The sequence below is a fragment of the Stackebrandtia albiflava genome (assembly GCF_007994225.1).
GTDB classification, from domain to species: Bacteria; Actinomycetota; Actinomycetes; order Mycobacteriales; family Micromonosporaceae; genus Stackebrandtia; species Stackebrandtia albiflava.
The window spans coordinates 862,514-879,863 of record NZ_VLLL01000006.1 but is presented as its reverse complement, the minus strand read 5'-3'; the positions used below and the strand labels follow the sequence as shown (position 1 = coordinate 879,863).

General features: G+C 69.7%; 14 protein-coding genes. 2 read left to right on the top strand and 12 right to left on the bottom strand.

Translation table 11 applies throughout. The features are described 5' to 3' along the window. Positions 1-160 precede the first annotated feature (160 nt). Positions 161-3,160 (bottom strand): AfsR/SARP family transcriptional regulator, encoded by a 3,000-nt coding sequence (locus tag LX16_RS14950; protein ID WP_158645609.1) that lies wholly within the window; start codon positions 3,158-3,160, stop codon positions 161-163. After that, complete coding sequence (locus tag LX16_RS14945) at positions 3,157-6,210, bottom strand: AfsR/SARP family transcriptional regulator (protein WP_158645608.1); 3,054 nt, start codon at positions 6,208-6,210, stop codon at positions 3,157-3,159. The genes LX16_RS14950 and LX16_RS14945 overlap by 4 nt, the downstream gene beginning before the upstream one ends. A 387-nt stretch (positions 6,211-6,597) precedes the next feature. Here LX16_RS14945 and LX16_RS14940 point away from each other — a divergent pair, with 387 nt between their 5' ends. Further along, entirely contained in the window at positions 6,598-7,005 is a 408-nt protein-coding gene (locus LX16_RS14940) for a hypothetical protein (RefSeq protein ID WP_147139267.1), read from the top strand. Further along, positions 7,002-8,048: a hypothetical protein gene (locus LX16_RS14935; protein ID WP_147139265.1), complete on the top strand. Its 1,047-nt coding sequence runs from the start codon at positions 7,002-7,004 to the stop codon at positions 8,046-8,048. Before LX16_RS14940 ends, LX16_RS14935 begins: the two co-directional genes overlap by 4 nt. Positions 8,049-8,106: 58 nt before the next feature. Here LX16_RS14935 and rplL read toward each other — a convergent pair whose 3' ends face one another. From rplL to trpS, 10 genes are all read right to left on the bottom strand, one after another. Next, complete coding sequence (rplL, locus tag LX16_RS14930) at positions 8,107-8,493, bottom strand: 50S ribosomal protein L7/L12 (protein ID WP_147139264.1); 387 nt, start codon at positions 8,491-8,493, stop codon at positions 8,107-8,109. 37 nt (positions 8,494-8,530) lie between these two features. After that, on the bottom strand, positions 8,531-9,067 hold the full coding sequence (gene rplJ, locus LX16_RS14925; RefSeq protein ID WP_147139262.1) for a 50S ribosomal protein L10: 537 nt from the start codon (positions 9,065-9,067) through the stop codon (positions 8,531-8,533). A 486-nt stretch (positions 9,068-9,553) separates the two neighbouring features. After that, positions 9,554-10,684: a S8 family serine peptidase gene (locus LX16_RS14920; protein WP_158645607.1), complete on the bottom strand. Its 1,131-nt coding sequence runs from the start codon at positions 10,682-10,684 to the stop codon at positions 9,554-9,556. Positions 10,685-10,863: 179 nt separating this feature from the next. Further along, the gene (gene rplA / locus LX16_RS14915; protein WP_147139258.1) at positions 10,864-11,571 is read right to left on the bottom strand and encodes a 50S ribosomal protein L1; all 708 of its coding nucleotides are present in this window, start codon (positions 11,569-11,571) and stop codon (positions 10,864-10,866) included. 222 nt (positions 11,572-11,793) lie between these two features. Continuing rightward, on the bottom strand, positions 11,794-12,225 hold the full coding sequence (rplK, locus tag LX16_RS14910; RefSeq protein WP_147139256.1) for a 50S ribosomal protein L11: 432 nt from the start codon (positions 12,223-12,225) through the stop codon (positions 11,794-11,796). Between the two features lie 141 nt (positions 12,226-12,366). Then, on the bottom strand, positions 12,367-13,056 hold the full coding sequence (gene nusG / locus LX16_RS14905; protein ID WP_244615879.1) for a transcription termination/antitermination protein NusG: 690 nt from the start codon (positions 13,054-13,056) through the stop codon (positions 12,367-12,369). Between the two features lie 242 nt (positions 13,057-13,298). Then, complete coding sequence (secE, locus tag LX16_RS27615) at positions 13,299-13,715, bottom strand: preprotein translocase subunit SecE (RefSeq protein WP_244615831.1); 417 nt, start codon at positions 13,713-13,715, stop codon at positions 13,299-13,301. Positions 13,716-13,922: 207 nt separating this feature from the next. Then, the gene (locus LX16_RS14895) at positions 13,923-15,152 is read right to left on the bottom strand and encodes a YhjD/YihY/BrkB family envelope integrity protein (protein WP_158645606.1); all 1,230 of its coding nucleotides are present in this window, start codon (positions 15,150-15,152) and stop codon (positions 13,923-13,925) included. A 121-nt stretch (positions 15,153-15,273) separates the two neighbouring features. After that, on the bottom strand, positions 15,274-15,795 hold the full coding sequence (locus LX16_RS14890) for a 2'-5' RNA ligase family protein (protein ID WP_147139247.1): 522 nt from the start codon (positions 15,793-15,795) through the stop codon (positions 15,274-15,276). Positions 15,796-16,061: 266 nt separating this feature from the next. Next, on the bottom strand, positions 16,062-17,078 hold the full coding sequence (gene trpS / locus LX16_RS14885; protein WP_147139245.1) for a tryptophan--tRNA ligase: 1,017 nt from the start codon (positions 17,076-17,078) through the stop codon (positions 16,062-16,064). Between the last annotated feature and the right edge of the window lie 272 nt (positions 17,079-17,350).

Sequence of the window (17,350 nt, the reverse complement as noted above, 5' to 3'; positions counted from 1 at the left end):
GGTCCCCGCCCGGTCGCGCTTGGTCCCCGCCCGGTCGACATCTGTGGACCGATTTGTCTGTTTCGTATCCGTTCATACCGATTTCCCGGGGACCAAGCCGCCCACGGCGGGGACCAAGCGGAATGAGAGGAGGCTCCGAGCGGGGCACCTGCCGGCCCGGTCAGGACGGCGAGTCCGCGAGCCGCTCGGCGTCCGGCAGGCCCAGATCGGTGTAGATCTCGTACGCGGCCCGCCAGGCGTTGCGGGCGGCCTCCCGGTCTCCCACCGCCGAGTGGGCCCGCGCCAACAGTTCCCACGCCTCGCCGGTACTCAACCGCTGCCCGATCTCCCGGTGTTCGTGGAGCGCCCGGCGTCCGTGGACGAGAGCGACGTCCGGGTTCCCGGCGGCGATCGCCACGGCGGCACGTGCCATCTCCAGGTCCGCCGCGACTCCCCGGTGCCGGACGGTCTCGTTGAGCTTCGCGGCGGTGTCGATGTGCCGCAGCGCCGTTCCGGTGTCACCGGCCCGTGCGGACACCATCGCCAGCCCCTGGTGAGCCATGCACTCGAACAACCTGTCACCGGTCTGCGACGCGAGATCCGCCACCTCTCGATAGTCGCCGAGGGCCGCTTCACCCTCGTTGAGCAGGACGTGCAGTCTGGCCCTGACCTCCACGACCTGCATCAGGTCCCGGTGCGAATCGACGGACTCCGCCAATGTCAGCGCCTCGGCGATGTGCCGCCGGGCCGACGCGATCCGTCGAGTCGTCACCATGAAGTCCGCCGCGGCGACGTGCGTGGCGGCATAGAGACCCGGGTCGTCGAGCATCGCCGAGATCTCCAACGAGCGCTGTACGTCCTCCTCCGCCGCCGCGAACCTGCCGAGTCGAAGCCGGGTGCCGACGAGCTGTATGTGCCAGGTCCGGATTCTGCGCAGATCGTCAGGTGGAATGAACTTCCTACACCGCAGCGACATCTCCTCCGCCTCGGCGAACCGGCAGTTCGACATGAGCACCACGCTGCAGTTGGCCAGGGTCACCTGGCGTGTCAGGTCGTCGTCGAGTTCCTCCGCCAGTTCCACGGCCCGCAGCTTGTAGTCCAGTGCCTCCTCGAGATTGCCCAGGGCCCAGTACGTGGCGCCGACCATGGCCGTCATCTTGGTGCGGCCCTCGATGTCGTGGGCCCGTTCGGCCGCCGACAAGATCTCGGCGAACAGCTTTCGCAGTGCCGCGACCCGATAACCGCGATTGACGGCGCGGGTGAGCCCGAGCGTTCCCCGCCAGCTGCCCGGATGGTCCGCGAAGGCACGGCAGGTGAGCATCACGTTGTCGTAGTCGGGGAGTTGGACGCTGCCACGATTTCCGTAGCACCACTCGATGGCGCGGTCCCGGACGTCGAAGCGTTCGGCCTCCGACAGGATCCGGTCGGCCATACGGTTGGCGTACCACCGCACCAGGTCGTGCATGCGATACCGTCCGGTGGAATGGAGCTCCACCAGGTGATTCGCGCTCAACCGCTCCAGCACGGCTCCGGCGTCGGGTGAGCCGTCGGGCAGCACGGCCGCCGCCAGTGAGGCGGTGAAGTCGGTGCCCGGCAGCATGCCCAGGACCGCGAGCCCACGGGCGATCGGCTCGGGCATGGTCGCCACCGACGCCGTGATGGTGGCGGCGATGCCGGAGCCGGGTTCGTCGGCGAGCGCCAGTTCCGCGATCCGGTCGTCGTCCAGACCGCGCACGTAGTCGTCGATCGTCCGGGTACCGGCCAACAGGTTCGCGGCGGCGATCCGCAGGGCCAACGGCAGATGTTCGCACCGCTCCGCCAGCCGGTCCAGGGCCGAAGCGGGCGGGTCACCCGGCAGGATCTCGCGCAGCAGGGCGCGGGAGTCCTCCGATGCCAGCCCGGGCAACGGGATCGGGATCGCGTCGTCGAGGGCGACCAGGCCGGTGAGCCGGTTCCGGCTGGTCACCACGATGAGGTTCTCACCGGAACCCGGCAGCAGCGGGCGCAGTTGCGCGGCGTCCAGTGCGTTGTCGAACAGGATGAAGGCACGCTTGTCGTTCAAGGTCGAACGCCACAGCGTCGCCGCGGTCTCCGGGTCGTCCGGAATGGCCGAGTCGGCGTGACCGAGCGACCGCAGCAGTTCGGCCAGCGCGTGGGAGACCGTCATGGTCGGGCGGTCGTCGAAACCGCGGAGGTTGAGGTAGAGCTGGCCGTCCGGGAACTCGGTGGCGTGACGATGCGCCCAATGCAGTGCCAGGGCGGTCTTGCCGACACCGCCCTGACCGGTGATCGCGGCGACGGCGCCGCCGGGGCGGTGCGGCAGGGTGTCGAGTATCGCCAGCTCCGCCGCCCGGCCGACGAACCGGCCGGGCGGGTGCGGGAGTTGCGCGGGTCGTGGCACGGTCGGCGCGGCGGGTGCATCGGACACCGTCGCGGCGGGCACACTCTCCACCGGCGCCGGTTCGTCCCGCAGGATCGCCGTGTACAGGTCGCGGAGTCGCCGACCGGGGTCGATGCCCAGTTCGTCCGCCAGCCGGGTCCGGCACTCGTTGTAGACGTCCAGCGCCTCGGCGGTCCGGCCCGTCTGGTGCAGTGACCGCATCAGCACGCCGACGAGGCTCTGCCGCAGTGGGTGTTCGCCGGCCAGTTCCCGTAGCCGGGGGATCTCGGATTCGGCCCGTCCCAACACGAGCGAGAGCTCCGCGCGATCCTCGATCGCCGACAGCCGCTCCTGCTCCAGTCGTGCCGTCAGGTGCGACAGCCCGGAGAGGTCCGCGAGCACGGGGCCGCGCCAGACCGACAGGCCGGCGTCCAGGACGCGCCACGCCTCCGCCGCGTCGCCCCGTTCCCGATGCCCACGGGCCGCCGTCACCGCCGCGGTGAACACCGCGGCGTCCAGCCGGTCGTCGGCGACGCTGAGGCGGTAGCCGCTCCCGACGCGTTCCAACAGCCCCGGCGCCAGTCGTCGGCGTAGTGTCCCGGCGATGTTCTGCACCTGCCGGGTCGCGGTGGCGGGCGGGTCGTCGCCCCACAGCACCTCCACGGCACGGTCGGCCGTCAGAACCCGGTTCGCGCCGAGCAGCAGCAGCCCCAGCAGTCTCGGGTGGTGACGTCCCGCGATCGTCACCGGCTCACCCGCGTCCTCCACCACCTCCAGGGAACCCAGGATGCGGAATCTCATGCGCCGCCCTCTCGCGGAGCGGCGTCCCATGCCGCCGAGGCGTCCGCCGCGGCGACGTCGACGATGGGCACCCGGTTGGCGTCACCGAGTCGGCGGAGTATCGACGCCGCGCGGGACCGGCGTCTACGGGCCTCGTCGGCCTCACCCGCCGCATCGAACGCCGCCGCGAGATCGGTGAGACTTCTCGACAGCCACAACGGATTCGGTCCCGCCTCGAACAACCGGACCGCGGCCTCGCCGTACTCGACGGCGACCGTGGCGTCGCCCGACGCGGTGTAGGCCACACACAGTGACCTCCCGGCGATCGCCTCACTGTTGCGGTGTTCGGCGCGGCGGTGGAAGTCCCACGCCGCCTCGGCCACGTCCACCGCCTCGCCGGCGCGACCGAGCCGGGTCAGGACCACGGCCATGTCACTGCCCAGTTCGTGGTAGTGCGCCATGAGTTGTTCCCGGCGGCAGATCTCGATGGCGGCGGCGAACTCCGTCACCGCCTCGTCGTGGCGGCCGGCCTGTGCCGCGAGTTCGGCGCGGCCGGACATCGCCAACACCCGCAACCGGTGGTTCTCCGCGATACCGGGCATCGCGAAGGCCGCCTTGAACGCCTCTTTCGCCGGCCCGGTGTTCCCGAGGTCGCAGTACAACAGTCCACGTGCGATGGTGTGGCTCAGCCGCAGCTCCGGTGTCGTCCCCGTGAATCCGAGGGCCGCGTCGTTGCACTCCAGGGCGCGGTCGTACCGGCCGGTGACCCGGTAGATGTTGCCGAGCCTGCCCATCTGGCTCGCCCACTCGTACGGCCTGGTGTCGCGGTCGGTGCGCTCGAGGGTGTCGGAGGTGATCCGTTCCGCCTCCCGGTAGTCGCCCCGCACGTACAGGTACAACGCGAGGTTGCTCAGCTCCATGTCCCGCCGCCAGGGATCGGTCGCTATGGCGGCGGCCTCACGCGCGTAGCGGATCGCGGCTCCCATCTCCCCCAGCGACCACGCCGCCGCAGCCGCGTAGGACGTCATGACCTCCACCCCCTGTGGATCGTGTCCGGCGGTGACCGCCCGGATCTGTTCCTCGCATGCGGCGAGGATGTCGCGAGCACCGTGTCCATTGACGAGATGACCTCGGAATCCCGCCACCAGGTGCCACCGCTGCGGATGGTCGGCGTACTCCCGATAGGTGGCCATCAGGTTCTCGTACCTGCCGGGCGCGACCACGCCCCGGCTCTGGAAGTAGTGATCGACGATCCGGTCGCGTTGTGCCTCACGGGCGGCCGGGGTCCAGGTGGTCTCGGCACGTTGCCTGGCGTACGCCCGCACCAGGTCGTGCATCCGGAAGGTGTCGTCGCGGTGGCGTTCGACGAGATGCCCGTCCGCCAGTCGCGCCAGCAGTCCGGCGGCGACGCTCTCGTCGATTCCGCCGGCCGCCGCGGCGAGCCCGGCGTCGAAGTCGTCGCCGGGCAGCAGCCCCAGTGCCAGGAACAGGGCCGCGGTGTCGGGCTCCAAACGGACGTAGGAGGCGTCGAAGGTGGCGGCGATCGCGGCCTCCGGGTCACCGGGGACCGACAGTGCCGTGAGCCGTTGCGGCCCGGCAAGTTCGGCGACGAACCGCGACAGACTGAGGTCGGGCCGGCTCAACAGGATCGCCGCCGCGATGCGCAGCGCCAACGGTAGGCCGCCACACCGGCTCACGAGTTCCCGCGCCGCCGCGGGTTCCGCCTCCAGGCGGGTGTCGCCGACGAGTCCGGTGATGAGCCGGTCGGCCTCGACGTCGGTCAGGGTGTCGAGCCGGATCGGCCGTGCGTCGTCCAGGGCGATCAGTCCCGGCAGTGCTGCCCGACTGGTGACGACGGTCGACGGTCCGGCGACACCGGGCAACAACGGCCGCACCTGCGCGACGTCGCGGGCGTTGTCCAGCAGGATCAACATGCGGCGTCCGTCGACGAGGGAACGGAACAGCGCGGTGGCCTCGTCGAGGTCTGCGGGCACGCCGTCGCCCCGGACACCGAGGGCGCGGAGGAAACGGGTCACGACGGTGTACGGGTCGACGGGTTCCCCGGGCCCGAAGCCGCGCAGGTCCGCGTACAACTGGCCGTCGGGGAAGCGATCGCGGCGCCTGTATCCCCAGTGCACGGCGAGTGCGGTCTTCCCGATCCCCCCGCCGCCTCCGATGGCGGTCAACAACGCCACGCTGTCCGGACCGTCGAGCAGACCGTCCAACGCGGCCAGCTCGGCGTCGCGGCCGGTGAAGGCGCGGGACGCCGCCGGAAGCTGCGCGGGAACCGGACCGAGCGCGGGGACCGGACCGACCGCGGGGGCCGGCACACGCACGTCGATGGAGTCGTCCTGCCGCAGGATCGCGGTGTGCAGGTCACGTAGCGACGGAGCCGGGTCGATGCCGAGTTGGTCCGCCAACCGGCCCGCCGCATCACTGTAGACGGTGAGGGCCTCGGGTGTCCGGCCCGCGCGGTGCAGCGCCAGCATCAACCGCATCACGAACGGTTGCCGGAGCGGGTGCTCGGCGACGAGCTGCCACAGTTCCTCCAAGAGCTCGCCGTGTCTACCCAACTCCAGGTCGATGTCGATGCGTTCCTGCGTGATCGTCAACCGCAGCTCGTCGAGTTGCCCGGCGAGGCCGGTCATGATCTGGCCGGTGACGCCGGCCAGTGACGGACCCCGCCACTCCGACTGCGCCGCCGCCAACCGTTCGGCGGCGGCGACCCGGTTTCCGGCGTCGCGTAGCCGGTGAGCGGACGCCACCAGCTCCCGGCACCGGAGCAGGTCGAGCCTCCGCGCGGGAACGTCGAGCCGGTAACCCTGCGGAACGGTGTGTATCGCGGCATCCGGCAACTGCCGTCGCAGTCCGCCGACGATGTTCTGCACCTGCTGCCGCGCCGTCGTGGGCGGGTCGTCGTCCCACAGTGCCCTGATCAACCGGTCGAGCGGCACCGGCCGCGAGGCGTTCGCCAGGAGCAGCGCGAGCAGTCTGGGATGATGCCTGCCCCGCAACGGCACCTCGACACCGGACCGGACCACCTCGACCGGCCCCAGTATTCGGAACTCCATCCACCCTCCTCCCTCCACGGCTGGGCCAAAGGTACTCATGTATGTCCCGTGACGAATCCGTGGCCCGCCGGCTCCGACCACCCGGTGACGGTGATCGATCAAGGTGTCTCTCCACTTGAGAGCCGTACCGGGTCGTGCCGGACGGGGCGTGGACGACCGTCGTGTCATCCGATGGGACGAACGGGGTCGAGATCCCCGGCTGGAATCACATGGCGTTCCGGCCGATGGACACCGACGCCGCGACGGCGGGAACGATTCGTTCGCGTGTATCCCGGGCACACGGTCGGCCACCGGTGGATACGGTCCTCGGCGACGACTCACGGAGGAACGGCACCGCTCGTGGAGAATCCGTGCGGTGTACATGAGACCTCCGGCCACCATCGCCGCATGGACACCACACGATCCCTTCCCGACGTGGAAGGGCTGCTCCGCGCGGCGAGACAGAAGGTCACCGAGTTCGTGGCGGCACCGTCCGGGCTCGACGACTTCCGTTCCAGGGTTATGGAACAGGCGGACCAGCTGGCACGGCTGCAGTCACCGGGCACCGATGTCGGTACGGAGGTCCCGGCGTCCGTGCGGGAGGTCTTCGACCGCATCGCGGCCGGAGAACTCCCACGCGGGGCGGTACTCGACGCCGACTCCGAAGACCCCGGCGCACGAGCCGCCCACGAATGGCTCACCCCGAGGCTGCGAATCCTCGCCAGGGCCGTCGATCTCGTCGACGCCGGAATGTCCGAATCGAAGGCTGTCGCCGCGGCGACCGACGAGTACCGGGAACAGCGGACCGGCCTATGAGCGTGACCGTCACACCCGACCAGCTCGACGGCTACGCCGGACAGATACGCGCCAACGCCGGCTCGGCACTACAGACCATGCAGGAGTACCGGAACGCCCACTGCGTCGACTACACCGGGCTCACCGGGCTGCTGCACCTGCTGCGGGTGCCGCTGGGCGTCATGTCGGACTGGGGGTCCCAGTTGATGACGGCTGCCGCCGACAAGCTGTGGCTCACGGCCGACAACCTGGCGGGCACCGCGCAGTCGTACCGAGACCTCGATCTGGCCGCCGCCGACGAACTGTGGCGCACCGTGTTCGACGCACCCGCCGACCACCGCGAGACCGACGCCGATTCACCCGCCACCGGATACACCCGGGGGGCGGTGATCACCCTCGCCGTCCCGGCGCCCCGCAGCGACTCGGTCGAGATGGTCAACAACGTCTACTCCGCACTGGAACTGCCGAACCGGATCGCGACCTGGGTGTTGGGGTGGAACCCGCTGGAGAAGGGGGTGCCGTGGGCCATCGGCGAGTTCGGGCAGCTCTACCGCATCGGGGAGGCGTGGAACGAACTGGAGCACGCCTTCATCGCGATCGGCACCGACCTCACCACCGGCATGGACACCCTGTCGGTGCACTGGGACTCCAGCGAATCCGGTGACTCCGGCGCGTCGGCGGCGTTCGATCACCACATCCGTGAGAGCTGGGTACCGGCGATGAACGCCTGCGGTCAACTGTGCGACCTGTTCCAGCAGTTGTGCGAGCAGATGGCCGCGGCGTTCCAGGAGATGGTGCACGAACTGCTGTTCATCCTGAACTTCTACGGCAGGAAGATAAAGGCGGCCGCCAAGGTGCTCACCGAACTGACCTCGCTGAGTTTCAAGGCCGTCTGGAACATCAAGAAGCTCGTGTCGGCGCTGTACCACGCGGTCGTCGACCTCTACGAGCTCACCGTGTTGAAGATCGAGATGTTCGTGGAGTGCGCCGAGACCCTGGTGGCGGCCGGTGTGGCGCTGCGCAACCACATCCGCGGCGACTTCGAGGTCATGCAGTCCTCGTGAGACGGTTGTGGCGTCCCACCGAGACGGTGGGACGCCACAACGACGCCGAAGCGGGAGACTACTTCAGGGTGACGGACGCGCCGGCACCTTCCAGCTGCTCCTTGGCCTTCTCGGCGGTCTCCTTGTTGACCTTCTCCAGGACGGCCTTGGGGGCGCTCTCGACGAGCTCCTTGGCCTCCTTCAGGCCGAGGGAGGTCAGGGCGCGCACCTCCTTGATGACCTGGATCTTCTTGTCGCCCGCGCCTTCCAGGACGACGTCGAACTCGTCCTGCTCCGCGGCGGCGGTCTCGCCACCGGCGGCTCCACCACCGGAGGCGACCATGGCGACCGGGGCGGCGGCGGTGACGTCGAAGGTCTCCTCGAACTCCTTCAGGAAGTCCGAGAGCTCCAGGAGGGTCATCTCCTTGAAGGCGTCCAGCAGTTCGGCGTTGCTGAGCTTGGCCATTGCGATTCCTTTCCGTTTCTAAGTCTGGGACGGCGAACTACTCGCCGGCGCTTTCCTTCTTGTCGCGCAGAGCGGCCGCGGCACGGGCCATCTTCGACGCGGGGGCGGCGAACAGCGCCGCAGCCTTGGACAGGTTGCCCTTCATCGCGCCCGCCAGCTTGGCCAGCAGCACCTCACGCGAGTCGAGGTCGGCGATCTTGCTGAACTCCTCGGCGGTGATGGCACGGCCGTCCATCACTCCGCCCTTGATGACCAGCGCCTCGTTCTCCTTGGCGAAGTCACGCAGGGCCTTGGCGGCGTCCACCACTTCACCGGTGACGAACGCCAGCGCGGTGGGACCGGAGAAGAACTCGTCCAGCTCGGTCAGGCCGGCGTCGTGAGCGGCGCGCTTCGCCAGCGTGTTCTTCGACACGCGGTACGACGCGTTGCCGGCCAGCGCACGGCGCAGTTCCGCGAGCTGCGGCACGGTCAGGCCGCGGTACTCGGTGAGCACCGTGGCGTTCGAGTCGCGGAACTTCTCGGTCAGCTCGTCGACCGCGGAGACCTTGTCCTGGGGAATCACCCTGTCAACCATGTCCCTCCTTCCTTGGCTTCGGGGAAGACCGGTGTACGGCGGGAAGGAGCGAACCCCGACACGACAAACGCCCCGGCGCGTGGGCGCACGGGGCGAACCTTCGGGGCCGCGGAATGGCGGCGGGCTCGTCCAGGCTCCCTACGTGGGTCGTGCCGCATACGGTTGGCACCTTCGGACGGGGGAGACACACGACCACACGGCCAACTCGTGGCGCGAGTGATCGGGATGTGTGAACCCACCGACAACCGACGGTCTTCGGGTTATTGGAACTCCGACCACCTTACCAGGGGGTCCGCACGACGCCCACCCGGCCACCCTCCACCAGCACTTGGTCCTCGCCCGGTGGCACTTGGTCCCCGCCCGGTGAGGGAAACCAGCCCGTTTCGCCCGATTCATGCCCGTATGTACCCGTTTGGCGAGGACCAAGCGCATCACGGTGGGGACCAAGCGGTTCGGGGAGGGCGCGGTGGGAGGAGGTGGAGGGGGTCAGGCGTCGGATTCGGCGGGGACCATGCGGCGGCCGCCCTTGGAGCGCCGCATGAGCCACAGGAACGCCGCGCCGCCGGCCAGCACCGCGACCAGCGCGGGGGCGGCCAGCCACCAGCCGCCGACGTCGCCGTCGGCGATCTCCACGACGGCGGGGGCGTCGGGGAGGTCGAGCGGGTACTGCTCACCGGACGAGACCGTGGTCGTCAGCGCGGCGTAGGCGTCCACGGTGCCGAAGCCGTACTCGGGGTCGCGTCCGCTGTCACCGGCCTCCGTCGCGGTGGACACCAGCCGGGTGACCACTTCGGCGGCCGAGGCGTCGGGGTGCGCGGAGCGGATCAGCGCCACGGTGCCCGACACCAACGCGGTCGCCGCCGAGGTGCCGGACGCCATCCGCATGCCGCCGCCGGGCCGCAGGTGCGGCAGGTCCTCTGCGGGCGCGCACAGCACCACCTGGTCGCCGGTCAGCGAGCCGGACCAGACCTCCCCGTCCTTGCCCATGCCGGACACGGCGATGACACCGGGGATCGCGGCGGGCTCTCCGACTTCGGCGGACTCCGGCGTCCGGTTGCCGACGGCCGCCACGATGACGGCGTCGTGTTCAAGCGCGTACTCGATGAGTTCGCGTTTCCAGGCGTCGTCGTGTTGTCCCCTGCCGGTGAGCGAGAGGTTGACGACCTGCGCGCCCTGGTCGATGGCCCACCGGACGCCCTCGTAGACGAGGTCCTGGTCGAGTGTGCCGTCGGCGTCGCGGTCGATGCGCACCGGGAGTATCCGCGCCTCGGGTGCGATCCCGATGAGTGAGTCGGAATCGGTGTCGGAACCGGCGATGAGGCCGGCCATGGCGGTGCCGTGCCCGTCTCGGTCGGAGGTGTCGCCCGGTTGCGGCCCGTCGGCGGTGATGACGGCGCCCTCCAGGACCCGGCCTCGCAGGTCGATGTGCTCCGGGTCCACCCCGGTGTCCACGACGGCGACGGTGACGCCCTCACCCTGCGACACCTCCTGCGCCTCGACGGCCTTCATGGCGTCGAGGTACCACAGGTCGCTCTGCGCCGGCTCCGCGTCGGCGAGCGGTACGACGAACAACACCGGGACCAGTGCCAACAACACCGCCACAGCGCCACGCCGCATCCGTTGCCTCCAGTCGTGAGTGGGGATCCCAGAGTCGGTACCCGGAAAGAAAAAGCGCCCTGCCTTCATACCAGAAGGCAGGGCGCCCGTGTCAGCTCGGTCATACCGATACCGTGCCACGGAGGCGTTTCGGGCGATGGCGTGACCCGCCGTGAGCGGGTGGTCCTCCGCCGTGTCCGTTACGCGGCTTCGACGGTCTCGCGGATCTTGGCCGGGTCCACCGGGATGCCCGGTCCCATCGTGGTGGAGATGGTGACCTTCTTGACGTACTTGCCCTTCGAGGAGGCGGGCTTGAGCCGCTGCACCTCGTCCGCGACGGCGGCGTAGTTCTCGGCCAGCTGCTCGGCCGTGAAGTTCGCCTTTCCGATGACGGTGTGGAGGTTGGCGTGCTTGTCGATCCGGAAGGAGATCTTGCCGCCCTTGATGTCCCCGACCGCCTTGGCGACGTCCATGGTGACGGTGCCGGTCTTCGGGTTCGGCATCAGGCCGCGCGGGCCCAGGATCCGCGCGATCCGGCCGACCTTGGCCATCTGGTCGGGGGTGGCGATGGCGGCATCGAACTCGAGCCAGCCGTCCTGCACCCGCTTGATCAGGTCGTCGGAACCGACCTCGTCGGCGCCGGCGGCGACGGCCGCCTCGGCCTTCTCGCCCGCGGCGAACACGATGACCCGCGCGGTCTTACCGGTGCCGTGCGGCAGGTTGACGGTGCCGCGCACCATCTGGTCCGCCTTGCGGGGGTCGACGCCCAGCCGCATCGCGACCTCGACGGTGGCGTCGAACTTCGCGGTGTTGGTCTCCTTGGCGAGGGTCGAGGCCTCCAAGGGGCCGTAGAGCCGCGTCTTGTCGATCAGATCCGCAGACTTGCGGTAGTTCTTGCTGCGCTGCATTTCGCATCCTTGTGTGTCTGTTGTGGATGTCGTGGTCAGGGCTGTACGCACACCCCGCCACTTCCGGTGCGACCGGTGGGGTCCCGGTCGCCGTGCCACCGAGGGGATCGTTCACGCCGTCGCCTGTCGAGGCGGCCGCGCGGCCGGGGCACGCCGGCCCCGAGACCGGTTCGCCGCGGCGTCGGCCGTCGAGCGGAGGTCTCCGACGATCCCGTAACCGGGTCACGCGTCGACGGTGATGCCCATCGAGCGGGCGGTGCCGGCGATGATCTTGCTGGCGGCGTCGAGGTCGTTGGCGTTGAGGTCGGCGAGCTTCTTCTCGGCGATCTCGCGCACCTGGGCCTGGGTGACCGAACCGACCTTCTCGCGGTGCGGTTCGCCCGAGCCCTTCTCCACGCCGGCGGCCTTCAGCAGCAGCCTGGCGGCCGGAGGCGTCTTGAGGACGAACGTGAACGAGCGGTCCTCGTACACGCTGATCTCGGCGGGGACGATCTCACCGCGCTGTGCCTCGGTGGCGGCGTTGTACGCCTTGCAGAACTCCATGATGTTCACGCCGTGCTGACCGAGGGCGGGACCCACCGGCGGAGCCGGGGTCGCCTGGCCCGCGGTCAGCTCCAGCTTGAACGTCACCGTGAGCTTTTTCTTAGGAGCCATGTTTTCTTCCTGGGCTGTGGATTCGTGACCGGCCCAGCCGGGCGGGTCAGGTGGTGAACGCGGGCACGGCGAGGCCGCCCCGCGGACAACTCGTCGAGTCTAGCCCCCCACCGAACGCGGCGGAGAGTGACCCTCAGCAGGTCACAGCGTGGTGACCTGGTTGAAGTTCAGCTCGACCGGGGTCTCCCGGCCGAAGATCGAGACCAGCACCTTGAGCTTCTGCTGATCGGGGTTGATCTCGGAGATGGTCGCCGGCAGCGACGCGAACGCCCCGTCGGTGACGGTCACCGAGTCGCCCACCGCGAAGTCGAGCTTGATCTCCGGCTTGCCGATTCCGCCCTCGCCCTCGGTGCTCGCGGTGCCGGCGGTCTCCTCGGTCTCCACGGTCGGCGCGAGCCACTTGACGACCTCGTCCAACGGCAGCGGCGACGGCCGGTCGGTGCGGTCGGTCGCGCCGACGAAACCGGTGACACCGGGCGTGTTGCGCACCACGGAGTAGGACTCCGGCGTCAGCTCCATCCGGACCAGCACGTAGCTGGGGAACACCTTGGCCTGGACCCGGGACCGCTTGCCGTTCTTGATCTCCACCTGCATCTGGGTCGGCACCTCGATCTGGAAGATGTAGTCCTCCATGTCGAAGCTGGCGATCCGGCCCTCCAGGTTGGTCTTCACGCGGTTCTCGAAGCCAGCGTACGAGTGCACGACGTACCACTCGCCGGGGGCGAACCGCAACGCCTGACGCAGCTCTTCCACCGGGTCGACCTTCACGTCCTCGACGGGCGCGTCGGGCACGTCGGTGGGCTGCGGGGCGGTCTCGTCGATCTCGGACACGCTCAAGGCTCACAATCTCTCTGATTCACCGAAAAAACTGGCCGTACCGATGCGGCCACGATCAATACGCTCTGCGGTCGAAGTTTACCGCTTCAACGGACCCCACCCATCGGGCGGCGTGACGGACTCACGCCGCGGCCGGAGCCACAAGCCTACCCCGGCCTGCGACACCGTCGAACGGTTCGCGCGGTCACGGCACCGGCGGCCGGAGCGGCCACCGGGCGCGGCGCGGCGACCGGTTGTTAATCGACGCCGAAGACGAGCTGGCTGAGCTCGGAGAAGCCCATGTCGAGCAACGAGATGACGGTGATCATGAACGCCACGAACACCAGCACGACGGCGGTGTAGGTGAGCAGTTCCTTGCGGGTGGGGTAGACCACCTTGCGCAGCTGCTCGACGACCTCGCGCAGGAACCGGAAGATCCGGCGGAACAGTCCGACCCGCTTGGTGTCGCTCTTGGGGGCGGTCTTCTTGGTGGTCGTCTTCACGGCCTTGTCGGACTCGCCCTCACCGTTCGCGTCCTTGGCGACGGCCTTCTTACCGGACTTCTTGGCGGCGCCGGCCTCGGCATCACGCTTCCCCTCGGACTTCGAGTCCTTTTTGGAGGCTTTGCCCGGACGCTTCTCGGCGTCCTCGTTGCGGCTTTCGTCGTCGGCCACGGCGGCGTTCCTCCATGCGTGGGGCGGTGGTGCGGTGCGATGGTGCCACACGGTCACGGTGGCAGCCGGCACAGCATACCTCAGAAGTCCGTGATCAGAACTTCTCAGGCTGGGCGGGCAATCCGGCCACCCGGCGTGAACGCGCGGGCGACCCGCCCCTAACGATAGCCAATCGGGCGGACGCGCGCGTGGGCAGGACCCGTCCGGCTACCGGCTGTCATCACCGGGGTCGGCGTCCCGGCCACCACGGGCGGCGCGGGTCGCGGAGCGGGAACCGGAGGCGTCGTCGGCGTCGGGCTCGGCGGGCCAGATCCGCAGCGCCTCGGGCCCCGGGTCGGGCGGCTCCGGCGCATCGTCGGCGTCGGACTCCGGCCCGGCTCCGGGGCCGGGTTCCGGTTCGTCCCGGGGAGCCTCCGGCTCGGGCGGCTCGATCGCGTCCCGGTCCGGCGATTCGTCGGCGGCCGGGGGTTCACGTTCGGTGCGGTCCTCGGCGTCCTGCCGGTCGTCGGCGGGTGCGGGGGCGGGGGCGGCGAGCCGGCCGATCCAGCCGGTGTCCACCCGGCGGCGCTCGTCGGCGAGGTCCAGCACGTTCCCCCGTGAACTGGTGGCGGTCCACGACGCGGCGAACAGCAACATCTGGTTGAACACGTACAGGAAGATCAGCAGGCCCACGGCGGTGCCGACCGCCTGGTACGCGGCTCGGCTCTCCACGCGGACGATGTACAGCGTCCCGAGCGTCTTGAGCAGTTCCAGCCCCAGCGCCACCCACAGGGCCGGTGGCAGGACCCGCTTCAACGGCAGGGCCAGCCGGGGCAGTCCGGTCAGCAGCGCCGCCGCCAGGATGGTGTTGACCAGGATCCCGACGGCCGTACCGCCCCACGCGATGAGCTGTCCGAGCCAACCCTCCTGGTGGCCGTCACCCAGCCACGCCAACGCGACCTCCGCACCGGCGGTGACGGTCAGCGTCGCGATGAGGAGCACGCCCAGGCCGATCAGCATCGCGAAGTCGACCAGCACCCGCCAGACGGGGTGGCCGGGCTCGGGATCGAGCAGCCACACCGCACGGATCGACGACCGGATGCTCTGCACCCAGCTCACACCCGTGACGGTCAGCGCCGCCAGGGCGATGATCCCGGCGGTCTGCCGGGACGCCGCGATGCTGTCGGCCTCGATGATGGGCAGGTTCTCGCTGAGCCACTGCTGCACGATCAGGTACAGCTCCTGCAGTTCCAGCAGGTAACCGAGGACCGACAACGCCAGCAGCGACAGCGACAGGGCCGCGAAGAACGCGTAGTAGGAGATCGCGGCGGAGAACAGTCCGGCCTGCACCTCGAAGAACCGTTCCTGTGCGCGCCAGAAGTGGTCGAACCGCTTGGAGCGGGACCGCAGCCACTCCACGGCGCGGTCGAACATCGCCTCGACGTCGGGAAACCTCACGCGCCTATCGTGACCCATCGGGACACGTCACGCCGCGAGAAGCCGCCCATGCGTGCCTCAGGCGCCTGCCCGAGGGGGCTAGACGGGACGCGGAGACGGCTCCTCGCGGGTCGGCGGGAGGTCACTCACCGAACCCGAACTCGCGCCGTGGCCGCCAGGTGGCGTCGGCGTCGTGGGTGTAGAGGGTGAAGCCGGCGACGGCGAACCGGGCCTCGAAGTCGGCCAGTTCCTCGAAGACCGCGTCGAGCGCCTCGGTCGGCACCGACTGCGCCACCGTGACGTGCGGGTGGTACGGGTAGGTGAGCTCCTTCTGGAGGGGACCCGACCTGACCACCGCCTCAAGCTTCTCGCATTCGCTGATGCCGCGCGCGACCGTCACGAACACGACCTCGGTGACCGGCCGGAAGGTGCCCGAACCGCGCAGGTGGATCTCGAAGGCGTGGTGGTCGGCGGCCGCCCGAGCGAGGTGCTGCTCCACTGTGTCCATCCGCTCGGCGGCGACCTCGGTGGGCCCCAACAGGGTGACGTGGCTGGGGACGTGGGGCGCCTGCGGGTCACCGGTGCGCGCCCGGGCCTCGTCCAGCTGCCGCCCCCACGGCTGGGGAATCGGGATCGCCACCCCTACGGTCGTCACAGCCTTCACCTAACTCCTCGCAGGTCGTTCATGTCGTCCGCCGCGCGGGGGCACCCGTCGACGCGCATCCCGGTCGCGCGGCGGCGTGGCGCCCGGTCGGGCGGGCGCGTTCGGCACCGTCGGCGGCCGGGTTCCCCGACTGTAACGCCTGGTGGGTCGAAAGCCGGTCGTGCGCACGACAGTTGTCCCACAACGGCCGGGTTGGTCGAGATACCGGCCCGGCCGGCCGGGTCGTGCCGCAACGACGGACGAGGCCCGGCCGTCGCGGGCGGCGGTCACAGCGGTTGCCGGAACCCGATCCGCTCGTAGGCGTGGGCCAGCGTCCGCGCGGCGACGGCGTGGGCCTTCTCCGCGCCGGCGAGCAGGATCTTGTCCAGTTCCGCCTGGTCGTCGAGGTAGGACCGGGTGCGCTCGGCGATCGGCGCGCAGAAGTCCGCCACCACCTCGGCGAGGTCCTTCTTCAGGTCGCCGTACCCCTTGCCCTCGTACCGGTTCTGCAGTTCCACGATCGGGACCGCCGCCAGGGTCGAGAAGATGGTCAGGAGGTTGGAGACGCCCGGTTTGTTCTCGGGGTCGTAGACGATCTCGCGGCCGGTGTCGGTGACGGCGGACTTGATCTTCTTGCGGATTCGCGCCGGCTCCTCCAACAGGTCGATGATGCCGGACGGGCCCGAGGCCGACTTCGACATCTTCCGGGCGGGCTCCGCCAGGTCCTGGATGGTGCCGGTCTCCTTGACGATGTACGGCGACGGCACCGTGAAGGTCCTGCCGTACGTGGTGTTGAACCGCTGTGCCAGGTCACGCACCAGTTCGAGGTGCTGCCGCTGGTCCTCGCCGACCGGTACGGCGTCCGCCTGGTAGAGCAGGATGTCGGCCGCCTGGAGCACCGGGTAGGTGAACAGGCCCACGGTGACCCGTTCGTTCTTCGCGGACTTGTCCTTGAACTGCGTCATCCGGCCGGCCTCGCCGAATCCGGTGTGGCACTCCAGGATCCAGCTCAGCATGGGGTGCTCGGGCACCTGCGACTGCACGAAGAGGGTGCAGCGCTGCGGATCCAGGCCGAGCGCGAGCAACTGGGCGGCGGCGACGAGGCTGCGGCGGCGGAGCTGTGCCGGGTCGTGCGAGATCGTGATGGCGTGCAGATCGACCACGCAGTAGAACGCGTCGTGTGTCTCCTGCATCTCCACCCAGCTCCGCAGGGCGCCCAGGTAGTTGCCGAGGTGGAAGGAGTCTGCCGTCGGCTGGATGCCCGACAGCACCCTGGGACGGATCGCGGAGTCTGCGGTGGTCATGGGGTCATTGTGCCAGGCCCCTCGGCGCGGGCCGCCGAAGTGTCGGCCGGGTCGGGCGCGAACCCACGCGGCCATGTTCGATCTTGTTGTTTTATGATCGGGCGGTGGTAGTCACGGCCGCCGCGGTGTTCCCGTGACATCGACGTCCCGGCGAGGCGGAGGCCCGGGTGGTGAACGCCCGCCGCCCCGACGACGCCGCCACCGGACACACCACCCGGGCTCCCCGCCGGACCGTCCGGCGCCCGGGAGCCCTCACCCCAGCCCTTGTCAGG